Annotated in this window: 19 protein-coding genes; 6 read left to right on the forward strand and 13 right to left on the reverse strand. The window is 70.2% G+C overall.

Annotated features, from left to right (window positions below; all coding sequences use genetic code 11):
* Positions 1 to 329 precede the first annotated feature (329 nt).
* Both ACGFN2_RS12245 and ACGFN2_RS12250 read right to left on the reverse strand, forming a co-directional pair.
* Positions 330 to 989, reverse strand: a complete 660-nt coding sequence (locus tag ACGFN2_RS12245) for a LuxR C-terminal-related transcriptional regulator (protein WP_393359625.1) — start codon at positions 987 to 989, stop codon at positions 330 to 332.
* On the reverse strand, positions 980 to 2119 hold the full coding sequence (locus tag ACGFN2_RS12250; protein ID WP_393359627.1) for a sensor histidine kinase: 1140 nt from the start codon (positions 2117 to 2119) through the stop codon (positions 980 to 982). Before ACGFN2_RS12250 ends, ACGFN2_RS12245 begins: the two co-directional genes overlap by 10 nt.
* 109 nt (positions 2120 to 2228) lie before the next feature.
* Between ACGFN2_RS12250 and ACGFN2_RS12255 the strand changes: the two genes are divergently transcribed.
* Complete coding sequence (locus ACGFN2_RS12255) at positions 2229 to 2867, forward strand: DedA family protein (protein WP_393359629.1); 639 nt, start codon at positions 2229 to 2231, stop codon at positions 2865 to 2867.
* Here the strand turns inward: ACGFN2_RS12255 and ACGFN2_RS12260 are convergent.
* From ACGFN2_RS12260 to ACGFN2_RS12270, 3 genes are read right to left on the reverse strand one after another with little or no spacing between them, the layout of a single operon-like run.
* Complete coding sequence (locus tag ACGFN2_RS12260; RefSeq protein ID WP_362608441.1) at positions 2830 to 3702, reverse strand: HAD family hydrolase; 873 nt, start codon at positions 3700 to 3702, stop codon at positions 2830 to 2832. The genes ACGFN2_RS12255 and ACGFN2_RS12260 overlap by 38 nt on opposite strands.
* The gene (locus tag ACGFN2_RS12265; RefSeq protein WP_393359631.1) at positions 3702 to 6203 is read right to left on the reverse strand and encodes a phosphoribosyltransferase; all 2502 of its coding nucleotides are present in this window, start codon (positions 6201 to 6203) and stop codon (positions 3702 to 3704) included. The genes ACGFN2_RS12260 and ACGFN2_RS12265 overlap by 1 nt, the downstream gene beginning before the upstream one ends.
* Positions 6204 to 6218: 15 nt before the next feature.
* The gene (locus ACGFN2_RS12270) at positions 6219 to 7391 is read right to left on the reverse strand and encodes an HpcH/HpaI aldolase/citrate lyase family protein (protein ID WP_393359633.1); all 1173 of its coding nucleotides are present in this window, start codon (positions 7389 to 7391) and stop codon (positions 6219 to 6221) included.
* A 217-nt stretch (positions 7392 to 7608) separates the two neighbouring features.
* Here ACGFN2_RS12270 and ACGFN2_RS12275 point away from each other — a divergent pair, with 217 nt between their 5' ends.
* A complete protein-coding gene (locus ACGFN2_RS12275; protein WP_393359635.1) occupies positions 7609 to 8760 on the forward strand; it encodes a TerD family protein in 1152 nt (383 codons plus the stop codon).
* An 89-nt stretch (positions 8761 to 8849) separates the two neighbouring features.
* On the opposite strand, the gene ACGFN2_RS12280 is transcribed toward ACGFN2_RS12275, so the two are convergent.
* The 6 genes from ACGFN2_RS12280 to ACGFN2_RS12305 all read right to left on the reverse strand — a co-directional run bounded on the left by ACGFN2_RS12280 (position 8850) and on the right by ACGFN2_RS12305 (position 13414).
* Positions 8850 to 9590, reverse strand: a complete 741-nt coding sequence (locus ACGFN2_RS12280) for a Tellurium resistance (RefSeq protein WP_362608448.1) — start codon at positions 9588 to 9590, stop codon at positions 8850 to 8852.
* 98 nt (positions 9591 to 9688) lie between these two features.
* Positions 9689 to 10828 carry a DUF475 domain-containing protein gene (locus ACGFN2_RS12285; protein ID WP_362608450.1) on the reverse strand — a complete coding sequence of 380 codons (1140 nt, stop codon included), beginning with the start codon at positions 10826 to 10828 and terminating at the stop codon, positions 9689 to 9691.
* A 52-nt stretch (positions 10829 to 10880) separates the two neighbouring features.
* Complete coding sequence (locus tag ACGFN2_RS12290; protein WP_393359638.1) at positions 10881 to 11456, reverse strand: TerD family protein; 576 nt, start codon at positions 11454 to 11456, stop codon at positions 10881 to 10883.
* A 183-nt stretch (positions 11457 to 11639) separates the two neighbouring features.
* Positions 11640 to 12215, reverse strand: coding sequence for a TerD family protein (locus tag ACGFN2_RS12295; protein WP_362608456.1), 576 nt, complete (start codon positions 12213 to 12215; stop codon positions 11640 to 11642).
* Positions 12216 to 12376: 161 nt separating this feature from the next.
* Positions 12377 to 12835 carry a peroxiredoxin gene (locus ACGFN2_RS12300; protein WP_362608458.1) on the reverse strand — a complete coding sequence of 153 codons (459 nt, stop codon included), beginning with the start codon at positions 12833 to 12835 and terminating at the stop codon, positions 12377 to 12379.
* A 147-nt stretch (positions 12836 to 12982) separates the two neighbouring features.
* Complete coding sequence (locus ACGFN2_RS12305; RefSeq protein ID WP_006605843.1) at positions 12983 to 13414, reverse strand: DUF3052 domain-containing protein; 432 nt, start codon at positions 13412 to 13414, stop codon at positions 12983 to 12985.
* 516 nt (positions 13415 to 13930) lie between these two features.
* On the opposite strand from ACGFN2_RS12305, the gene aceE reads away from it, so the two are divergent.
* On the forward strand, positions 13931 to 16663 hold the full coding sequence (aceE, locus tag ACGFN2_RS12310; RefSeq protein ID WP_393359641.1) for a pyruvate dehydrogenase (acetyl-transferring), homodimeric type: 2733 nt from the start codon (positions 13931 to 13933) through the stop codon (positions 16661 to 16663).
* Between the two features lie 128 nt (positions 16664 to 16791).
* On the opposite strand, the gene ACGFN2_RS12315 is transcribed toward aceE, so the two are convergent.
* A complete protein-coding gene (locus tag ACGFN2_RS12315) occupies positions 16792 to 17202 on the reverse strand; it encodes a peptidase inhibitor family I36 protein (protein WP_393359643.1) in 411 nt (136 codons plus the stop codon).
* A gap of 579 nt (positions 17203 to 17781) precedes the next feature.
* Positions 17782 to 19269, reverse strand: a complete 1488-nt coding sequence (locus tag ACGFN2_RS12320) for an MFS transporter (RefSeq protein ID WP_393359848.1) — start codon at positions 19267 to 19269, stop codon at positions 17782 to 17784.
* Between the two features lie 229 nt (positions 19270 to 19498).
* Here ACGFN2_RS12320 and ACGFN2_RS12325 point away from each other — a divergent pair, with 229 nt between their 5' ends.
* The 3 genes from ACGFN2_RS12325 to ACGFN2_RS12335 all read left to right on the forward strand — a co-directional run bounded on the left by ACGFN2_RS12325 (position 19499) and on the right by ACGFN2_RS12335 (position 22715).
* Positions 19499 to 20152, forward strand: coding sequence for a TetR/AcrR family transcriptional regulator (locus ACGFN2_RS12325; RefSeq protein WP_362608465.1), 654 nt, complete (start codon positions 19499 to 19501; stop codon positions 20150 to 20152).
* Between the two features lie 267 nt (positions 20153 to 20419).
* Entirely contained in the window at positions 20420 to 21634 is a 1215-nt protein-coding gene (locus ACGFN2_RS12330; protein ID WP_362608467.1) for an alpha/beta hydrolase, read from the forward strand.
* Between the two features lie 199 nt (positions 21635 to 21833).
* Positions 21834 to 22715: a DUF4429 domain-containing protein gene (locus ACGFN2_RS12335; protein ID WP_362608469.1), complete on the forward strand. Its 882-nt coding sequence runs from the start codon at positions 21834 to 21836 to the stop codon at positions 22713 to 22715.
* The last annotated feature ends 71 nt before the right edge of the window (positions 22716 to 22786 follow it).

The following is a 22786-nucleotide window of genomic DNA, read 5'->3' on the forward strand; positions in this document are numbered from 1 at the left end:
CTCTCCTCTTGGTCAAGGATCGTGGTCCCGGCGGATCACCGGGCAGTGCGGCCAACCGCCTCGGCGACACTAGTCGAGCCCGTCGCCCACCGTTCGCAGATATCCCGGTCCCCCGACGAGCCGTCACTCGGACGTTGCCCCTGGGGTGCCCAGCGGCGGGGGCCTCCCCACACGACGCTGCCACTCCGGGTGGCCCCTGTCCCCGTCGCCTTCCCCCTCTCCTGTCCTCTCGCCGCACCGGTCACCTCCCGGTCCGGCCTCGTACGCGCGCCCTTGTGCGGCCGCCTTGTTGTGACCGGTCTCGTGTACCGGACCTCGTGCCATGGCCCTCAAGTCCCCAGGTACCGCAATACCGCCAGGACCCGGCGGGAGTATCCGGATGTGCCGGTCAGGCCGAGTTTCTCGAAGATCGCATTGATGTGCTTCTCCACGGCACTCTGCGAGATGTGCAGCCGGACCGCGATGGCCGCGTTGGTGTGGCCCTGCGCCATCTCCCGGAGCACCTCCTGTTCGCGTGTGGTCAGTGTGCCCAGCGGGTCCGAGCGGCTGCTGCGCATCAGCAGCTGCCGTACGACCTCGGAGTCGAAGGCGGCCTGACCGGCACTCACCCGTTCCAGCGCGTCCAGGAACTCGTCCACCTGGACCACCCGGTCCTTGAGCAGATAGCCCACCCCCTCACTGTCATCGGTCAGCAGCTCCGTCGCATAGCGGCGCTCGACATACTGCGAGAGCACCAGCACTCCGATGCCGGGCCAGCGTTCCCGGATCTGCACTGCGGCGCGCAGCCCCTCATCGGTGTGCGTGGGCGGCATCCGGACGTCCACGACGACCGCGTCCGGCCTCTTCTCCTGCCTCTCCGCCTGCTCCAGCACGGCGATCAGCTGCTCGGCGTCGCCGACCGCGGCCGCCACCTCGTGCCCCTCCTCGGCGAGGAGGCGTACCAGGCCCTCGCGCAGCAGGGTCGAATCGTCGGCCAGTACTACGCGCACGGCAGCTCCGCGGTGATGAGGGTCGGTCCGCCGGCCGGGCTGTCCACCCGGAACCGGCCGTCGAGGGCGGCGACCCGGCGGGCCAGGCCGAACAGGCCACTGCCGGTGGAATCCGCGCCGCCCGGTCCGTCGTCCTCGATGCGCACGAGCACGGCGTCCTCGCCAGGGGCGACGCGGACCGATATCCGTCCGGCACCGGAGTGCTTGACGGCGTTGGTGACCGCTTCGGAGACCACGAAATAGGCGACCGTCGCCAGGGCGGTCTCGGGTTCGGTGACGAGGTCGTAGTCGAGGTGTACGGGGATGGCCGAGCGTTCGGCCACCGTTTCCAAAGCGGCGCGCAGCCCCGCTTCGTCCAGCACCGTCGGGTAGACTCGCCAGGCCACTTCGCGCAGCTCGGTCAGGGCCCGGCCGCTCTCTTCATGTGCCTGGCGCAGGAGTTGTTCCGCCCGCTGCGCGTCCTGACTGCGCAGCGCGCGGCCGAGCAGCATTCCCAGGGCCACCAGCCGCTGCTGCACACCGTCGTGCAGATCGCGTTCGATACGGCGGCGCTCATCGTTGACCGCGGCGATCACGCCGGCGCGGCTGGCGGCCAGTTGCTCGATGCGGCGCTCCAGCGCTTCGTGATGGCTGGGGCCGAGGTAGTACCGCGCGAGCCTGGTCTCCAGCCCGGCGACCCCGAAGGTGCCCTGCAGGCTGAGGAACAGGAGGAAGAGGCCTCCGAGGCTCGAAAGCACGACGGTGCCGGGATGACGGACGTCGGTGAGCGGCAGGATGAAGATCCAGGAGATGCCGTACGCCGTTCCGATCAGCGCCGTGCCCAGCACGAGTGCGCCCAGCAGGCCCAATCCCCAGCGCAGGGAGAGATATTGCAGGGCGCGATGGTCCGCGTACGCGTCCGACGTGTCGGCCGCGACATAGCTGCAGAGGCGGCGTCGATGGGTCTCGGTCAGGGCTCGTGCGGTGGCGAGGACGGGTTTGAGGACCGCGCGGCGGCCACGCGGCCAGGCGATCACGCACAGCAGGGAGAGGCCGGAGAGCACGACGAAGGGGAGTTCGGCCGCCGCGATCGCGGCACCGAGCACCAGACCTGTCGCGAGACGCAATCCGCGCCGTGCAATTCCTAACATGATCAAAACGCTAGCCGCACCGCGCGTCCGCGCACACTGCGGAAAACCGCAATCTTTCGTGCGGTGTACCGCAATGTGCCGCGAGGCGAGAATTCATAGCGTTGAAAACATGATCGAGAGCATCGAAAGCACCGCACCCGGCTGGATCACCGACCTCATGGACACGCTCGGCGCGCCCGGCGCGGGTGTGGCCATCGCTGCGGAGAACCTCTTCCCGCCGCTGCCGAGCGAGGTGATCCTGCCGCTCGCGGGCTTCGCCGCCGCCCGCGGCAGCATGCCTCTGCTGTCCGCGCTCGCGTGGACCACCCTCGGCTCCGTGACCGGCGCCCTGGCACTGTACGGCGCGGGCGCGTTGCTCGGGCGTGAGCGTACGGTCGCGATCGCGTCGAAGCTGCCGCTGGTCAAGGTCCCGGACATCGAGAAGACGGAGCGCTGGTTCCGGCGGCACGGGACGAAGGCGGTGTTCTTCGGCCGGATGATTCCCCTCTTCCGCAGCTTCGTCTCCATACCCGCCGGAATCGAGCGCATGCCGATACCGGTCTTTCTCGCCCTGACCACACTCGGCAGCCTCATCTGGAACGCGGTCTTCGTCTTCGCGGGCTATCTGCTCGGCGACAACTGGGAGGAGGTGACAGGGTATGTGGACGTCTATTCGAAGGTGGTCCTCGCGGCAACTGCGCTGGCGGTGGGGCTCTTTGTCGCTCTCCGGGTCAGCCGGCGTGGCTCGGGGGAATGGCGGCGCGGATGAAGGCCCGCACGATCTCCTCGCCCGCGGCGACACCCCGCTCGTCGAGCGCGGTGACGTGGGAAGCCTGCCAGCCGGAGTCCGCCAGCTCGCCGTGTCCGGGCCGCCATCCGCGGTCCGCGGCCAGGAGCAGATCGGCGTCGAGGAGGGAGTCACCGGCCGCGAGGATCTCGGACGCCCCGGTGCGGCGCGCCACCTCCGCCACGGCCGCACTCTTCGTCAGCGGCTGCGGCACGGCATAGATCTTGCGGCCCTGCAGCGAGACGGTCCAGCCGCGCTCGTGCGCCCAGCCGGTGAGGTCCTTCACCCAGGTGTCCGGCAGCAGCGGCCGCTCCACGACGAGATAGGCGAAGAGGTCCTCCGCGACCCGCTCCTTGAGCAGCCAGGCCGGGTCGGCGGTACGGACGAGGTGCGCGCGGATCTCGTCCAGGGGCGCGCACTGCTCGGCGAGCCGCTCGGCGACGGTGCGCTGCCAGCCCGGGTCCGGCTCTCCGTGGACGAGCAGCTGGCCACCGTTGGCGCAGATGGCGAACTCCGGTGCCGGTCCGGGGAGATGAATGCGGTGGTACTGCTCGCGGGTGCGGGTGGTGGCCGGCACGAAGGTGGTCTTGCCGGCCAGTTCGGCGAGCAGGCCGGCGGCCGTCTCCGTCATGTAGGAGAGCGGCTTGCGCTCGTAGGTCTCCACACACAGGAGCCGGGGCGCCTCGGCGTCGGGCATGGTGAGGCCCAGGGCCGCCGCCGAATAGATCAGGGTGCGGTCGAGGTCGCTGGCGACCAAGAGAGGGGCAGCGCGCAGCGCTTCCGGGGAGGGGTGGTGGGCGAGGGGCCGGCTGCTCATCAGGAGGCCACCGCCTTGCCGTCGGCACCCGTCGCTCCGCGAGTGAAGCGGGGGTGGATCAACCCCACACAGGTGTAGGGCAGTTCGTCGACCTCTTCGACGGGCACGCCCCGTTGTTCGGCCAGGAGGCGCACATGATCGAGGTCGGTACCGGCACCCCGCCGGGCCAGGATCTTCCAGGGGACCCGCCGCAGCAGTACCCGGGTGGTCTCCCCGACACCGGGCTTCACGAGGTTCACATCGTGGATGCCGTAATCCTCGCTGATCCGCTCGACGGCCGCCCAGCCTTCCCAGGTGGGGGCCCGGTCGGCGGCGGCCAGGGCCTTCACCTCGTCGGCGACGTCCGCGGCGACCTCGTCGAAGCGCGCGGTGATCGCGTCGAGGAAGGCACGCGACACGTCGGTCGGGGCCAGATCGCGGTAGAACTTCGCGCCGTGGAAGTCGTCCGGGCCCACGAGGTCGTCGCGCAGGACGGTGCGCGATATCAGGCCGGAGACGGTGGAGTTGAGGCAGGCGGACGGAATGAGGAAGTCGTCGCGGGTGCCATAGGTCTCGACGCAGCCGCCGGGGTCGGCGAGCACGGCGATCCTCGGGTCGAAGCCCGGGAAGTCCTCCAGGGCCTGGGCGAGTTCGCGGGTGATGGCTCCCTTGCCGGTCCAGCCGTCCACGAAGACGACATCCGCCGGGTCGTGATGGGCGGCCAGCCACCGGAGCGCCGTGGTGTCGATGCCCCGGCCGCGGACGATCGAGACCGCGTAGTGCGGCAGCTCCAGACCGTGCGCACGCTGCGCCCAGCGGCGCATCAGCACCCCGACGGGTGTGCCCGCCCGGGCCAGCGAGACCAGCACGGGGCGGGGGCCGCGTTCGGCGAGCACGGACTCGGTGACGGTCCCGACCGCCCGCGCGATCCGGCTCGCGGAGGTCTCCAGCGCCTGGTGGAACAGCGCCTGGTACGCCTCGCTCGGCTGGTACTCGACGGGCAGCGACTCCGCGTAGTGGGCGCCGCCGCGCTGAATCGCCTCCTCGCGTTCCTCGGTCGGCGCTTCCAGGGTGACGCCGGAGAGATCCTGCAGCAGCCAGCCGACCTCGTCGGCGGTGTAGGAGGAGAAGGCGGGGCCGCGCAGCGGCTCGGGGAGGGACATGGGTCCGGCCTGTGGTTGCGGGGCGTGGGAGGGGATGACGGCGAGCAGCAGGCGGTCGGTGTGCCGGGCGAGCCGGCTCAGCAGACCGTCGGCGGCGTGCAGTTCGGGGAGGTCGCCGTGCGAGTCCACGACGGCCACGATGGCGTCGAAGCGGCGTTCCGGGGCGGTGCCGGCGGCGACGTTGTAGGCGTACCGCTCCCCCGGACCGTCGGCGGGATCGTCGTGGGCGGGGAAGGAGAGCCGGGTCCGTATCGCGTAACCGGGGTCGTCGACGGCGAGCACCGGCGACCGGGTGGTGGTGGAGAAGAAGACACCCGCACCTCCGGCCGGCGCGGACTGCTGGCCGCCCCCTTCCCGGGCGACGTGAGCGTCCAGGGCCTCCGCTATCCGCAGCGGCGCGTACATCAACTCCTCGTTGCCGAGGACGAGAACGCGGCGGGCGCCCTCCAGGCGCTGCGCGAGACGGGCCGCCATGCCCGGCAGCCCGGCCTCCAGCCGCTCCCGGTGCGCCGGGGTGAAGCCGTGCCGGCCGCCGTCCGGCAGCCCCGCGGGCCAGCCGAGGTCGACCCGTATGACGTCCGCGCCGTCACCGCCGGACGCCGGGGCGGCCCCCGGGCCCTGTGCCGCGGCGGCCTCCTGTGCGGCGACGAGTTCCTGGCCGCGGCTCAGCACGTCCTCGGGCAGACGTACGCCGCCCGCGGCCAGCGCGACGAGGTCGACGCGGGCGCCCAGTTCCGCCGCGAACTTCTCCAGACGGCTGCGGTCCGCGTCGGAGCGCATGTCGACCAGGGCGACGACCACGTACCGCTCGCGCGGGAAGCGCGCATGCAGCGCCTTGATGGTGTTCAGGACGGTCCTGCCGGTGGAGAACTCGTCATCGACGAGCACCAGCGGCCCGTCTCCGGCGAGCAGTTCCCGGTCCTCGGGGAGCAGCAGGTGGGAGGTGGCGTGGCTGTGCTCCTCCTCGAACCCGCCCACCTGTGCCACACCCGCGACGGGGCGGCGGGTGGAGTGCAGATACGGCGCGAGGGCGAGGCCGTCGGCCACCGAATGCCCCAGGCCGGTGGCGGTCTCGGCGTACCCCAGGACGACGGAGCGGGCGGCGGCCTCGTCACCCAGCAGCTCCCGCACCCGGCGCCCCAGCCCGAGGCCGGCGCCATGGACCACGCCCGGCCGCTGCGGCACATGCTTGCCCAGCACGTTCGACACGAGCAGATGGGCCCGCTTGGGATTGCGCCGCAGCGCCAGCCCGAGCAGTTCCGGCAGCTCGTCCCCGCCGCTCAGCGAGACCCCGAGCCGGCCGGCGACCCATTCCCCTGTCCAGACCACGCGTTCCGTCTCCTCCGTCGTACCGTGCATATCGATCACCGCAGATCAGGTCTGCGGCACGCTCGCTGTCAGCAGCTCCACGAATCCGACGCCCTCCCGGGCGACCCCGAAGGCCTCGGCCCGCAGCAGGGTCCTCTCGGCCCAGGCGCGATGCGGCTTCACCTCGTTCATCTTGTTCGTGTACGAGGAGCGCAGCACACCGCCGTCGCCCCGCTCGGGACGCAGGATGTCGAGCGCATCACTGAACTCCTCGTGGCTGACGACCGACAGTGCGTGCACCGGCGCGACATGCGAGGGGTGGATGCAGGTCTTGCCCTGGAGGCCGTTGGCGCGGTCGAGTTCGATCTCGCGCAGCAGGCCGTCCATGTCGTGCTCGATCAGGGCGGTCCGCAGGTCCTCGGCGCGTCCGAGGAACGGGCTGCGCCGCAGCTGCGGCTTGAACATCCGCTCGTGCTGCCGGAAGTACTCCCACACCGGCCCGGTGACGGTGAAGCCCGTTCCGTCGGCCCGGCCGAGCACATTCACCACGTCGGCGATCACGGAGGCGACGATCTGGACGTCGTACGCCGTCATATCGGGCGGTCTGCGCAGCCCATAGGCGGAGCAGAAGTCCGTGACGCCGAGCCGCAGGGCCAGCACCCGGTCCCGGTATTTGTCGACGGTCCTGGCGATGCCCTGAAGGGTCTCGGCGCGGCTCTCCAGGTGCAGCAGCTCGGGGGACTCCAGCACCGGCATCGCGAAGAGCCGGCGCGAGCAGACGGACTCGGCCGTCGTCAGCGCCTCCAGGAACGGGATGCCACGCTCCTCGGCGAATTTCGGAAGTACAAATCCAGACAGTCTGTGGACGGCGGAGCCCATCCGGCGCACCAGGTCCGGAATCTGACCGGGGGCACGGACGCGGACGAACAGCAGCGGGACACCGGTTCCGGCGGCCGCCGCCTCATCGAGGAGGCCGAGCTGCCGCACGAGATTCCCCTCGCCGGCCTCGACGTCCGCGTCACTTATGGAGTCCTCCAGGCACAGCACCATGGACATCACGCCACGCCCGGCCTGTTTGATCACGTCGGCGGCGAGGTGCGGGCGGGTGGCGGGGCTGTAGAGCGTGGCGCCCAGGGCGACCGCGAGCGTGCGCGCCGGAGAATCGGCGGTGAACTCCACCGGCTCCTGATGGAACAACGTCCTCCGGACATCGGGCGCAAGATGCCCAAAATGCCGCATATATCTCCCCGTCTACCTGCGGGTCTCGGGCACCCCCGCTGCGCCTCGCTGTCTCGATCCAGCCGGTAATCGTACGTGCGCGGGGGTGTGGTTAGTTCCCGCGTGCGTGAAAATCACGTAACCCCCACGAGTCACCCAGGAGTCCCCGGAAAAGCCCGCTGCAGTCCACCGGGCCCCCGCGTTGTCCCTGCGACCTCAGGGAAGGCAGGATTACGGCATGACGCACGCGATGCCGAAAGGGTCGAACGTACCCCTCGATGCCACGGCTGTCCGGGCCGTCCTGCGCTGGACGGCCGGCACAGGTGTTCCCGATGTCGACGCCTCGGCCCTGCTGGTGGGGCCCGACGGAAGCGTGCGCTCCGACGAGGACTTCGTCTTCTACAACCAACCACGCCACCCCAGCGGCCTGGTTCGGCATCTCCCCAAGAGCCAGGCCGGTGACCAGCTGACCGACACCATCGAGGCGGATCTGGCGGCGCTGGAACCGTCGGTGGACCGGGTCGTGCTGGCCGCGTCCTCGGACGGCGGCGCTTTCGCGGGCGTCACGGATCTGCAGGTCCGGCTGTACGACGCGGCGGCGAGCGACGGTGAGCCGCTCGCGGTCTTCGACGTGGTGCCGGAGACCGGCGATGAGACGGCCCTGATCTGCGGGGAGTTGTACCGCCGCGCGGAGTCCTGGAAGTTCCGTGCGCTGGGGCAGGGCTACGAGACCGGACTGGTCGGCCTGGCGACCGAGTTCGGGATCTCGGTGGACGAGAACGATCCGGACACCGCACAGACCGACGCGTCGGCCACGGAGGCCACGGTGGCCTCGCCCGGCCCGGAGCCCGCGACCACCGACGAGCCGTCCCCGCAGGCCGATCCCGGCCCCACCGCCTCCGGCCCTTCCGGCGCCCCGCCCGCCGCCGGCCCGGCGAACGGCCCCGCCGATTCCCCCGTGACCCCGCCGCCCAGCACCTGGCCGGAAGAGGCCTCGGGCCCGCCCTCCGCGGCCGACCCGCAGACCTACCCGGCGTCGGACCCCGATGCCGTCACCCAGCACGTGGCCGACGCTCCGCCGGAGCAGGCCCCGCCCACGCCGCAGCCCGCCGCCGCGGCGGCCTCCGCGGCACCCCCGCCCACGAGCGGCGGCTACGGCTACCCGCAGAACGTTCCACCACCGCCGGCCCAGCCCCCGGCCCAGCCCGCCTACGGCTACCCGGGGCCGCCGCCCCAGTACCAGCCCCCGCAGCAGCCGCCGGCCCCGTACGGCGCCCCGCAGCCCCAGCCGCACCCGGCCTCGACGTACGGCTACCCGGTGCAGCAGCCCTTCGTGCCGGACCCGTCCTTTGTCCTGCCGCCCCAGGGACCACAGTTCCAGCGCCGGTAACGGATCACCGGCGGGTGCCCTGACCACCACGGCACCGCCCCGCGGCGCCCACCCCGTACAACACCGGGTGGTGCGCCGCACCGGGCGGCTCACACCTTGGACTTGTAGCCCCGCCCCCACTGGAGCCCCCAGCCGTACAGCCGGTCGAGCTCCGCCTGGAAGCCGTAGACGTACTTCACCTCGCGGCGCACCGTCAGCTCGCCCTTGACGTTCTCCAGCATGAAGACGGCGCAGGAGCGCGCCTGGGGCGCCCGCTCGTCCAGCTTGACCTCCACCCGCGGTCCGCTGCTCGGATAGAGCGTCACGACCGCATGCGTACGGTCGAAGGCCGGCGTCCCGTCATAGATGTAGACGAAGATCAGCATGCGCTTGATCTCGTCGCGGTGGTCCAGGTTGATGTAGAGCGTCTCACCGGACCCCGAACCGAAGCGGTCGTCACCGCTGAGCTTGACGAAGGGCGGCCCGTTGAGGTCCCCCAGGAAGTTGCCCAGCGGCTGTGCCACGCCCCGGGTCCCGTCCTTGAGCTCGTACAGACAGGCCAGGTCCAGGTCGACGTTGACCACGGCCGGCCCCTGCGCCTGTACGACTTCGGGCTTGAACAGCTTGCCCGGATGCCGCAGCAGGCCGCCCTTGCCCCCGTTCCGCTCATGCAGGTCCGACGTCCTCATCTGCCAGTGCAGATTGACCCGCAGATGCCCGGAGGCGGCCCCCTGCTTAGTCAGTGAGACGACCGGATTCCGCTTCGTCAGCTCGACGACGTACGACGCGCCTCCGCTGTCGAAGTCCCTCTTCTGCGCACCACCGCGCCACAGGTTCCCCAGGAACGACACCTTGCCCACCCCATCGCTCGGCCCCAACTACCAACGGGGCGGCCCGAGGTCTGCACCTCAGGCCGCCCCGCAGAGAGCGTTCCTCAATCAGCGTCGCGTCACACTCCGGACGCGACTTCCGCCTTGTCGTCCGAGGTGTCCCCGGTCCTGCCCTCGCGCCGGTTCCGGGCCACGGAGGAGGCGAACGAGAGGGCGATCAGCACGATGCCGACCAGGCCCGTGATGACCTCGTTGATCTCGTACTTGATCGTGATCAGCAGGATGACGGCCAGCGCGCCGATCGCGTAGTGGGCGCCGTGCTCCAGGTAGACGTAGTCGTCCAGGGTCCCCTTGCGGACCAGGAAGACCGTCAGCGACCGGATGTACATCGCGCCGATGCCCAGGCCCAGCGCCATCATGAAGATGTCGTTGGTGATCGCGAAGGCACCGATGACGCCGTCGAAGGAGAAGGACGCGTCGATGACCTCGAGGTAGAGGAACAGGAAGAACGCGGCCTTGCCGGCCAGGCCCGCGGCCGAGACGTTGCCCTTCGTGGCGGGCGCCGCCGCGGCCTCGGCGGCCTCCGCGTCCGCGTCCTCTTCCTCGTCCTCCAGCTTGCCTTCGAAGTAGCCGGAGATACCGCCCACGACGAGGTAGGTGATGAGGCCCGCGACACCGGACAGCAGGACCGTGGCGCTCTTGTCACCGCCGCCGTGCCCGACGCTGGTGGCCACCGTCATCGCGGTCACCAGCAGGACGGCCAGCGCGATGATGATCGACAGGGTGTCCAGCTTGCCCATCTTGGCCATGGGCTTTTCGATCCAGGACAGCCACTTGTAATCGCGCTCCTCGAATATGAAGTCGAGGAAGATCATCAGCAGGAAGATCCCGCCGAAGGCCGCGATGGCCGGATGGGCGCTGGTGACCAGTTCCTGGTATTGCGCCTTGTCATTGATGGCGAGGCTGACCGCCTCGATCGGCCCCAGCTTCGCGGTGATCGCGACAATGACGACCGGGAACACCAGCCGCATGCCGAACACGGCGATCAGGATGCCGAGCGTGAGGAAGATCTTCTGCCAGAAGGCGTTCATCTTGCGCAGGATGCCCGCGTTGATGACGGCGTTGTCGAACGAGACGGAGATCTCCAGGACGGACAGGATTCCGACAATCGCCAGCCCCTGCCACCCCCAGAGCACGCCCGCCAAGGCGAGGCCGAGCGCCGTGACGGCGAACGACCAGCCAAAGGTTTTCAGGAGCACTGCCTACCCAATCCCTCGCTGTGTGGGTCCCCCGCGCGCAGCGCGCGGCGCTTTACGAAACGTTGACCCCGAAGTCTAGAGCGATGCCCCGGAGACCCGACGCGTACCCCTGTCCTACTGCCCGGAACTTCCATTCGCCCTTGTAGCGGTACACCTCGCCGAAGATCATCGCGGTTTCGCCGGAGGCGTCCTCGCTGAGGTCGTAGCGGGCGAGTTCGCTGCCGTCGGCCTGGTTGACGATGCGGATAAAGGCATTGCTGACCTGGCCGAAGCTCTGCCCGCGCAGATCGGCGTCATGAATGGAGACCGGAAAGACGATCTTGTCGACCTGCTCGGGCACCTGGGAAAGATCGATCAGAACCGACTCGTCGTCGCCCTCACCCTCGCCGGTGAGGTTGTCCCCGGTGTGCTCGACGGAGCCCTCCGGGCTCTTGAGGTTGTTGTAGAAGACGAAGTACTCGTCCCCCAGCACCCGACCCGACTGGCACAGCAGTGCACTGGCGTCCAGGTCGAAGGGCGCGCCGGTCGTGGACCGCGCGTCCCAGCCGAGGCCCACCATGATCTGTGTCAGATTCGGAGCGGCCTTGGACAGGGAGACATTGCCCCCCTTGGCAAGCGTGACGCTCATCGTTCGCTTCCTCCCCGGTGTCGGTGCGGACCCGCCCGGCCCGCCCCCTCGTTCACGCGCGTCCGGCGCCGCACTCCCCGGGCAGGGACGTACGGCGCCGGACGCGGTCGTTCTGGGCTCGGGCGGCCGCCGCTATGGCACCGCCCGGCCGGTTGCCGACGATCGGACCTCGAATCCGGCCGGTCAGACGTTGACGCCGAAGTCCTGCGCGATGCCGCGCAGGCCGGAGGCGTAGCCCTGGCCGATGGCCCGGAACTTCCACTCCGCGCCGTTGCGGTACAGCTCGCCGAAGACCATGGCGGTCTCGGTCGAGGCGTCCTCGCTCAGGTCATAGCGCGCCAGCTCGTTGTTGTCGGCCTGGTTGACCACCCGGATGAAGGCGTTGCGGACCTGGCCGAAGCTCTGCTGGCGGGTCTCGGCGTCGTAGATCGACACCGGGAAGACGATCTTGGAGACATCGGCCGGCACGGAGGCCAGGTTCACCTTGATCTGCTCGTCGTCGCCCTCGCCCTCACCGGTGATGTTGTCACCGGTGTGCTCGACCGAACCGTCCGGGCTCTTCAGGTTGTTGAAGAACACGAAGTTCTGGTCGTTGCCCACCTTGCCCTGGTCGTTCGTCAGCAGGGCGCTGGCGTCCAGGTCGAAGTCCGTACCGGTGGTGGTACGCGCGTCCCAGCCCAGACCGACGATGACGGCGGTCAGATTGGGGGCTTCCTTCGTCAGCGAGACGTTGCCGCCCTTGCTGAGGCTGACTCCCACGAGTCCTCCCATAGATTCGAGGGGTACCTGCGCCCCCATCGTGCATGGCATCGGATCAACGAATTGATCCTAGTGACCGGTTCCCACCGATTGCAGATATCGCACCTGGATCATGCGGATGTCGGCCCGGTGGGCGCAGCGGTACCCGGGAGTGCGCCGGCTCAGAGGGTGCCGAGCGCCTTGAGGTAGTCGTTCAGGTCGCGGGCGTCGGGCAGGCCGTTGACGACCGTCCAGCGCACCACGCCCTCCTTGTCGATGATGAACGTGCCGCGCACCGCGCAGCCCTTCTCCTCGTCGAAGACGCCGTACGCCCGCGAGGCCTCGCCGTGCGGCCAGAAGTCGGACAGCAGCGGGTACTCCAGGCCCTCCTGCTCGGCGAAGACGCGCAGCGAGAACGGGGAGTCGTTGGAGACGGCCAGCAGCTGGACGTCGTCGTTGACGAACTTCGGCAGCTCGTCACGGAGCGCGCAGAGCTCGCCGGTGCACACCCCGGTGAAGGCGAAGGGGTAGAAGAGGAGGACGACGGCCTTCTCGCCGCGGAAGTCGGAGAGCTTGACCAGTTCGCCGTGCTGGTTCTTCAGCTCGAAATCCGGAGCCTTCGTGCCGACCTCGATCGCCATGGGGTGCTTCCCTTCCGCTCACTCTCAACAGGACGCGACCAACCCTACGCGCCGGGGTGCACGTCCGGGGAACCCGTCCTGAACAGGGCCGAGCCCCCTCCGGAACAGGCGGAGGGGGCTCGGTGGCGAACGTCGGGTCGGTGTGGCTCAGCGCTTGCCGGACTTGGGGGTGACCAGGCGGCTGCCGGTCCAGTCCTTGGCCGCGTTGATGCTCTTGGTCTGGGACAGACCCGCGGTCTGCGCGGCCTCATTGATGTCGCTCGGCTCGACGTAGCCCTCACGGCCGGTCTTCGGGGTCAGCAGCCAGATCTGCCCGCCCTCGTCGATCAGGCCGATGGCGTCCACCAGCGCGTCCGTGAGGTCGCCGTCCTCGTCGCGGAACCACAGCACCACGACGTCACAGACGTCGTCGTAGTCCTCGTCGACGAGATCCTGGCCGATCACGGTCTCAATGCCTTCGCGGAGATCCTGATCGACGTCGTCGTCGTAACCGATCTCCTGGACCACCTGTCCGGGCTCGAACCCCAGCCTGGCGGCAGGGTTGGTCCGCTCCTCCGCGTGGTCCGCGGTCGCGCTCACGGATTGCCTCCTGTCATGTTTCGGAAATGCTCGGGGACCCCGCGCGTGCGCGGAGCATTGGGCGTAGTCCACACGGGCCGGGCGGATCGCGCAAGTACCCAGCGGTCCAGACCGCCGAAACGGTGACGTTTGGCGGCGTCTCGCCGCAACCGCGACCCCGCCGGGACAGGCTGAAGTGATTCACGACACAGCTTTCTGCAGGGTTTATCGGGCATCTGCGCACGACTGGTCCCTTCGGGGGGCGGCCGTGGCTCGCGGACCTGATTTCGGGGTCCGCACGTCCGTACGCGAAGCACTTTCGACATGGGCGTATGGTTGCGATTTGGCCGACGCGAGAAATCGGCCTTTTCAGCGCCATCTCTCTACGGATGGGTTACCCATCAGTAGAGGTGACGTATCCCTGTGGCTCGGTACACGATGGAAGACGGCGCGACACCAAGGCAGAGACAGCATTCGTCCCGTGCGCAGCAGCAATCCCTTGCAGGGCACGACACGAACCGAACACGAAGGAACAGCGTGGCTTCCGGATCAGATCGAAACCCGATCATCATTGGCGGCCTTCCCAGCCAGGTCCCGGACTTCGATCCCGAAGAGACCCAGGAATGGCTCGACTCGCTCGACGCGGCCGTCGACGAGCGCGGCCGGGAACGTGCCCGCTACCTCATGCTCCGCCTGATCGAGCGTGCCCGCGAGAAGCGTGTGGCCGTGCCCGAGATGCGCAGCACGGACTACGTCAACACCATCGCGACCAAGGACGAGCCGTTCTTCCCGGGCAACGAGGAGATCGAGCGCAAGGTCCTCAACGCGACCCGGTGGAACGCCGCCGTGATGGTCTCGCGGGCCCAGCGTCCGGGCATCGGCGTCGGCGGGCACATCGCCACCTTCGCCTCCTCCGCCTCCCTCTACGACGTGGGCTTCAACCACTTCTTCCGGGGCAAGGACGAGGGCGACGGCGGCGACCAGATCTTCTTCCAGGGCCACGCCTCTCCCGGTGTCTACGCCCGTGCCTACCTCCTGGACCGGCTGGGCGAGAACCAGCTCGACGCCTTCCGCCAGGAGAAGTCCAAGGCCCCCGACGGTCTGTCCAGCTACCCGCACCCGCGGCTGATGCCGGACTTCTGGGAGTTCCCGACCGTCTCGATGGGTCTCGGCCCGCTCGGCGCGATCTACCAGGCGCGGATGAACCGCTACATGGAGGCGCGCGGTATCGCCGACACCTCCAAGTCGCACGTCTGGGCGTACCTCGGCGACGGTGAGATGGACGAGCCCGAGTCGCTCGGCCAGCTGTCCATCGCCGCGCGCGAGGGCCTGGACAACCTGACCTTCGTCGTGAACTGCAACCTGCAGCGCCTCGACGGCCCGGTCCGCGGCAACGGCAAGATCATGCAGGAGCTGGAGTCGCAGTTCCGCGGCGCCGGCTGGAACGTCATCAAGCTGGTGTGGGACCGCAGCTGGGACCCGCTGCTCGCGCAGGACCGCGACGGCATCCTGGTCAACAAGCTCAACACCACCCCCGACGGCCAGTTCCAGACGTACGCCACCGAGACCGGTGCGTACATCCGTGACCACTTCTTCGGTGACGACCACCGCCTGCGCGCGATGGTCGAGAACATGACCGACGACCAGATCCTGCACCTGGGACGTGGCGGTCACGACCACAAGAAGATCTACGCGGCGTACGCGGCGGCCAAGGCGCACAAGGGCCAGCCGACGGTGATCCTCGCCCAGACCGTCAAGGGCTGGACGCTCGGTCCGAACTTCGAGGGCCGCAACGCGACCCACCAGATGAAGAAGCTGACCGTCGAGGACCTCAAGGGCTTCCGTGACCGGCTGCACCTGCCGATCCCGGACAAGGACCTGGAGGACGGCGTACCGCCGTACTACCACCCGGGCCGGAACTCCGAAGAGATCCAGTACATGCACGACCGCCGCAAGGGCCTGGGCGGTTATGTGCCCACCCGTGTCGTGCGCGCCGAGCCGCTGAAGCTGCCGGACGACAAGGCCTACGCGGGCGCCAAGAAGGGCTCGGGGCAGCAGAAGATCGCCACGACCATGGCGTTCGTCCGCATCCTGAAGGACCTCATGCGGGACAAGGAGATCGGCAAGCGCTTCGTGCCGATCGCGCCCGACGAGTACCGCACCTTCGGTATGGACGCGTTCTTCCCGTCGGCCAAGATCTACAACCCGCTGGGCCAGCAGTACGAGTCGGTCGACCGCGAACTGCTCCTGGCCTACAAGGAGTCGCCGACCGGCCAGATGCTGCACGACGGCATCACCGAGGCGGGCTGCACGGCCTCGCTGATCGCGGCGGGTTCCGCCTATGCGACGCACGGTGAGCCGCTGATCCCGGTCTACGTCTTCTACTCGATGTTCGGGTTCCAGCGCACCGGTGACCAGTTCTGGCAGATGGCCGACCAGCTCGCCCGTGGCTTCGTGCTCGGCGCGACCGCCGGCCGCACCACGCTGACCGGTGAGGGCCTGCAGCACGCGGACGGCCACTCGCAGCTGCTCGCCTCGACCAACCCGGCCTGTGTCTCCTACGACCCGGCCTACGGCTACGAGATCGCGCACATCGTCAAGGACGGTCTGCGCCGGATGTACGGCGAGAACGCCGAGGACATCTTCTACTACCTCACCGTCTACAACGAGCCGACCCAGCACCCCGCGGAGCCGGCCGGGGCCGACGTCGAGGGCATCCTCAAGGGTCTGCACCGGGTCAAGCCCGGCGAGAAGGGCGAGCACAGCGCCCAGATCCTCGCCTCGGGTGTCGCGGTGCCGTGGGCGGTCGAGGCCCAGCAGATCCTCGCGGACGAGTGGAACGTCAAGGCCGATGTCTGGTCGGCGACGTCCTGGAACGAGCTGCGCCGCGACGCGGTGGACGCCGAGGAGCACAACCTGCTCCACCCGGAGGAGGAGCAGCGCGTCCCGTACGTGACGCAGAAGCTCCAGGGGGCCGAGGGCCCGAAGGTCGCGGTCTCGGACTGGATGCGGGCCGTTCCGGACCAGATCGCCCGCTGGGTTCCCGGCACGTACCAGTCGCTGGGTGCCGACGGCTTCGGCTTCGCCGACACCCGTGGCGCGGCCCGTCGCTTCTTCCACATCGACGCGCAGTCCATCGTCCTCGGCGTGCTCACCGAGCTCGCCAAGGAGGGCAAGGTCGACCGGTCGCTGCTGAAGCAGGCGATCGACCGCTACCAGCTCCTGGACGTGGCGGCCGCCGACGCGGGTGAGGCCGGCGGCGACGCCTGACCTCCCCGCGGCCTGCCGCCGCACCGCTTCCGCCGCGCCCCCCGACCCGCGTCTCCCGCCGGTCGGGGGGCGCGGTGCTGTGCGGCGGGGGCCACGGGCACGCGGTGGCGGGTCCGTGGGCGGCCGGGTCAGCGTTCCCACACCTTGAACGCCCTGACCCGGTACGGGGACCGGGGCACCCAGCTGCCGCCGCCCGGGTAGGTGTCGAACTCGGCGGTCTCGGCGCATTCCCCGCTCTGGTAGGTGGTGACCGGCCGGCCCGTGCGGTTGGCGAGGGCGGCGGCGCCGCTCCCCTCGGGCAGCGGGACACAGCTCTCGATGTCGGTGCCGGACAGTTCGTAGGTCCGCCGGGCGCCGCCGAAGCCGGCCTTCGGCCAGAGACAGAGCTGGCCCGCGTCGCAGGCTCCGGACGCGGCGGTGCGGCCGCCGGCCGCGTGTGCGGCCGGGGTGCCGAGGCTGGGCGGGACGGCGAGGGCGGTGATCAGGACGGCCAGGAGGCCGGTGAGGAACACGGTGGTCCGGGAAGTACGCAGGCGCATGGGAATCTCCCCCGTGGAGTACGACGCTGAGGTCCCGCCGCGGGCCGGTCGCCCGCGGCGGTTCGTCATCGAGCTTCGCGAGGGCGGGGCGCGGCTGCCAAGCCCGTGGCGGCACTGCCACCCGGATCAGGTATGTGGACAGTCGGCGGCGCCGGGGCCGGGCGGCCGGTGCGCGAGGTTGACGCGGGCCGGGACGGCGCGGGCGGGCTGCGGAAACCGTTCCTCCCGGTGCCCGCCGGGTGCGGTGTCCGCGGGCGGCGCGCCATGGCCGTAGGAGAGGCGGCCGGGTTCCCGGCCCGGCTCATCCGGATGAGGGATTCGGCCCGCCGGGCCGGACCAACCGCCGCAAGGGACAAGCGAGATGGGCCCGGCGAGGGGCCGGGGCGGGTGGTTGACGGCGGAGCACGGTCCGTACGACCGATGGGTGGGGTGCGGTGACGCCGTGCTGGGGGCGACGCACGACGGCGCGCGGCCGGACGAGGGGACCTCGTGCAGCCGCGCGCCGGGCGCTGCGGGCAGGGGGGCCGGCCGGTCGTACGGCGCTCCGCGGGGCGGGTGCCGTACGGCCGGGGGCGCCGGTCAGATGTGGCCGACGCCGGCGCCCGCCTCGGCGTTCTCGCCGCGCTTGGTGAAGATCGCGACGACCGCCGCGACGACCGCCACCCCGCAGGCGACCGTGAAGGCCTCGCCCATGCCGGAGACGAAGGTGTCATGGGCGGCGGAGGTGACCTTCTGGGCGATCTCCGGCGGGGTGCCCTTCGGGACCGGGGAGAAGCCGGCCGAGACGGCGTCGGAGAGCTGGGACGCCTGCGCGGGCGGGACCGGCGGGAGGCCGGCCGACCGCCAGTTGTCCGGGAGGTCGCTGTCGACGCGGGAGGCCATCACCGCGCCGAGCACGGCCGTACCGAGGCTGCCGCCGACCTGCATCGCGGCCTGCTGGAGACCGCCGGCGACGCCGGAGAGCTCCAGCGGGGCGTTGCCGACGATGACCTCGGTGGCGCCGACCATGACGGGCGCGAGGCCCAGGCCGAGCAGCGCGAACCAGACGGACATCGGGCCGGTGCCGGTGTCGGTGTCGAGGCCGGACATCCCGTACATGGCGACGGCGGTGAGGACCATGCCGCCGACCAGCGGGATGCGCGGGCCGAACTTGGTGATCAGGGCGCCGGCGAGCGGCGAGCCGACGATCATCATGCCGGTGAGCGGCAGCAGGTGGAGTCCGCTGTCGACGGGCGTCATGCCGTGCACGTTCTGCAGGTAGAACGTCACGAAGAACAGGCCGCCCATGAAGGCGAAGGCCATCAGCACCATCAGGATCGTGCCGGCGGTCAGCGGCAGCGAGCGGAACATCCGCAGCGGGATGAGCGGTTCGCGGACCTTGCTCTCCAGGAGGGCGAAGAGGGCGAAGAGCACCACGGAGGCGATCAGGAAGCCCCAGGTCTTCATGCTGTCCCAGTGCCACTCCCCGGCCTTGATCAGCGGCCAGATGAGGCAGAACATCGCGCTGGAGAGCAGCACGATGCCCGGGATGTCGAACGAGCGGGGGGCGTTCTCCGCGCGGTGGTCCTTGAGGATCACCAGGCCGAGGACCAGGGCCAGCACACCGACCGGGACGTTGATGAAGAACACGGACTGCCAGTTGACGTGCTCGACCAGCAGTCCGCCGACTATCGGGCCGCCGGCGGTGGAGGCGCCGATGACCATGCCCCAGATACCGATCGCCATGTTGAGCTTCTCGGCCGGGAAGGTGGCGCGCAGCAGCCCCAGCGCGGCGGGCATCAGCAGCGCGCCGAACAGGCCCTGGAGCACCCGGAAGGTGATCACCAGCGCGACCTCGTGGGAGAAGCCGATGGCGGCGGAGGCGGCGGCGAAGCCGAGGATTCCGATCAGGAAGGTCTGGCGGTGGCCGAAGCGGTCACCGAGCTTGCCCGCCGTGATCAGCGCGATGGCCAGGGCGAGCATGTAGCCGTTGGTGATCCACTGCACGTCGGCGAGGGAGGCGCCGAGGTCCTGCTTGATGGCCGGGTTGGCGATGGCGACGATCGTGCCGTCCAGGGCGACCATCATCACGCCGATGGCGACGGAGAAGAGGGTCAGCCACGGGTGACCGCGCAGCCCCTTGGGGGCGTCCGGTACGGGAACGTCCGGCGCGGCTTCGGCGACCGGGGTGTGAGAACTCATACCGGGAGGCTAATGTCAGCCACTGACAATTGACAAAGGGATTCATGAGTCGGTAACTGTCATCTCGCTCACAGGTAACCTGAGCAGCGAGAACACCACGGAAAGGCGGCTCAGGATGGCGACCCCGACGCCGCAGACAGCCCTCGCGGGCCTGCGGGAACGCAAGAAGCGGCGCACCCGCGACGCCCTGATCCGCGCGGCGCTGGAACTGTTCACGGAGCAGGGGTACGAGGCGACGACGATCGACGAGATCGCGGAGGCGGTGAACGTCTCCCAGCGGACGTACTTCCGCTACTTCGCGAACAAGGAGGACGTCGCCTTCGCCGTCCAGGAGATGGTCGAGGCCCGCTTCGTCGAGGAACTGCTCGCGCGGCCCGCGGCGGAGGCGCCGCTGACCGCCCTGCGCACCGCCGTGACGACGGCCTGGGACGACATCGCCGGCACCATCGAGTCGGTGATCCCGGTGGAGCTGTACATCCGCTCGTTCCGGATGATCGAGTCGACGCCCGCGCTGATCGCCGCACATCTGCGGCGGTCCTCCGGGCTGGAGGAGGAGATAGCGCGGCTGATCGCCCGGCGCGAGGGGCTGGACGTGGACACCGACCCCCGGCCGCGGGTGCTGGTCGCCGCGTTCGGCGGGGTGATGCGGGTGGCCGGCCAGGTGTGGGGCGAGGGCCAGGAGTGCAGCGTGGCCTCGATCCGGGAGATGACCCAGTCCTACATGGACCACATCGGGCCGGCGATGGAGGACGACTGGGGGACGCGCTGACCCCAGGTCCGCGCCTCACCCGGCCCGGCGGAGCGGCTCGCTCCGGTCCGGCCGTCACACGGGCACCCCTGCCGCGAAATCGCCACCCTGCGTGACGAAAGCACACCGCTAAGCGATCATGAAGGGCGCCGACTGAGATCGAGCCTGCACGGCTGAGCACCGGAAACCGATGACAGGTGTCCGTTTTGGTCGAAATACCCACCGCGAAACGTGATATCACTCACGGTCACAGCGGACGCCCCGTCACGTCTCCTAGGGTGGCTCGCGGTGAATTCGTTCTCGGGCCTCGGCCCCTCCTCCGGTTTCCTTCAGTCCACGGCCTGGCGTGCCGCTCTCGCTCTGGCGGTGGTCTTCGTCATGCTCGCCATAACCGGCTGGACGGCGGTCAGAGGCACCAAGGAGGACGCCAACCCCTTGGCCACCGCCAGGACGTCCTGGCAGCACGCCACCTTCCTCGGACGCCCGCTGCCCGACCCCCAGGGGCCGCCGGCCGCGCTCCGGGCCTTCTTCGCCAAGCTCAGCCGGGCCGAGAAGCAGCAGCTCACCGCCCGCTACCCGCTGGTCGTCGGCAACATGGGCGGCGCCCCCGTGAAGCTGCGCTACCACGCCAACCGGATGGCCATCGACGACGCCCGCCGGATCGAGAAGCGCCGGATGAGCGACCAGCGGCTCACGCCCGTCGGCCGCCAGGAGGCGGGCCGGCTGATGCACCGCCTCGCATCGATGATGTCGCCCGGCCGGCAGATCCTGGCGTTCGATCCGGCCGGCGGCGGCCGGGCCGCCGAGGTCTTCGGCAACCTCCCCGCGGCCCAGCGGGTCTCCGTCGTGGTGCCCGGCGTGGACACCAACCTGTCGACGTTCGAGCGCACCGCGCGGGCCACCAGCGCCCCGGTCGGTATGGGCCGCGCCCTCTACGGCGCCGAGCGGTCGGCCCGGCCGAGCGCCCGTACGGCCGTGATCGCCTGGGCCGACTACACCTCGCCGTCCGGCGTCGGTGTCGAGGCCGCCACCGGGAAGCTCGCCGCGGACGGCGCGGACCGGCTGCGCGCCCTGGTCGACTCGCTGCCCTCCTCCGACGCCGTCTCGCTGTTCTGCCACAGCTACGGCTCCGTGGTGTGCGGTGTCGCGGCCCGGGACCTGCCGTCCAACGTCGAGGACATCGCGGTGGCCGGGAGCCCCGGCATGCGCGCCAACAGCCGCTCGGGGCTCGGCACCCAGGCCCGGATCTGGGCGATGCGGGACGCCGACGACTGGATTCAGGACATCCCGAACCTGGAGGTCGGCGGGCTCGGGCACGGCGCCGACCCGGTCGACCCGTCCTTCGGCTCGCGCATCCTGTCGGCCGACGGCGCCGTCGGGCACGCCGGATACTTCGCGCCGGGCACCGGCAGCCTGCGCAACTTCGCGCTCGTCGGGGTCGGCGCGGCGCACACCGTCGACTGCGCGTCCGACGACCCGCAGTGCGGCACCCGTCCGGTCTGAGGACCGCGGGACCACAGGTCGGCGGGCCCGGCCCGGCGCCCGGGGACGGGCCGGGCCCGCCCACCGCGCCCGCCCGCCGCGACGCCCACGGGACGCCAGGCGGCGCAGGTGACCGGAGTGACGGGCACCGCTTCGACGCGCGCTCCCGAGGCACCCGGAAGGGGGACGGGCGGGCGACCGCCCGCATACGATGAGCCGCATGGGTGATGTGCTGGCCGGTTTTCATGCCGTCTGGGAGTTCGACACGGACTCCGTACTCATCCGCTTCGAACGGGGGATACGCAGGCCGAAGCTGCTCCAGGCGCTCGGTGAGCGACGCATTCCGTACGAGGCGCTGAGCTCCGTGGAGGTGACCGAGGGCAGACGTGGCACGGTGGTGCTGCACGCCGTGCCCCGACATGGTGCCGATCCCCTGATGGAGGCGGCGAACGGGCAGCTCAAGGAGGACTCCGACCCCTATCGGCTGGTGCTGCCGGCCGAGCGCGAGACGCTGGCCGAGTACTACGCCGACGAGCTGCGCACGGCGCTCGGCCCCGACGCCAAGGAGCCCGCCGACCGCCATCTGGTGGCCGCGCCGGAGCCCCCGCTGCACTTCAAGGCGTATGACGGCAAGGCGTCCTTCGACGGGCGCGCGGTCGCCTTCCGGTGGTTCTGGACGGGCGCCTCCTCGGCCAAGTGGAAGTGCGGCGACCAGACCTTCTCCGTCGGCGAGTTGGCCGGGGTCGAATGGCGGTCGCCGGAGATCCTCAACGGCTATCTGCGGCTGCTGGAGCGCGGGGCGCGCGAGCCCGGGACGGGCGAGGCGGACCAGGACCCGGCCGCCGTGGTGTTCGGGCTGGGCTACGGACCCGTGCACGAGTCGCTGCCCTTCGCGGCCTCGGTGCTGCAGGCCGTACGCGCCGCCGAGTCGGCGCAGGAGACGGCGGACGGTGCGCCGGTACGCCACCGGACCGGCGAGACGCGCCGCGATCCGGCGGACATCGCGGACCGGATACGGCACCTCGGCGAGCTGCACGGTGCCGGGCTGCTGACCGACGACGAATTCAGCACGAAGAAGGCCGAGTTGCTCGCGGAACTCTGAAGCGCCCGCCGGGTTCACGCGGACCGGGGCGGGAGCGCGGGCCGTCGACCGGGCCGGGACTCATACCGTGG

It is taken from the genome of Streptomyces sp. NPDC048612 (assembly GCF_043199295.1).
Taxonomy (GTDB): Bacteria; Actinomycetota; Actinomycetes; order Streptomycetales; family Streptomycetaceae; genus Streptomyces.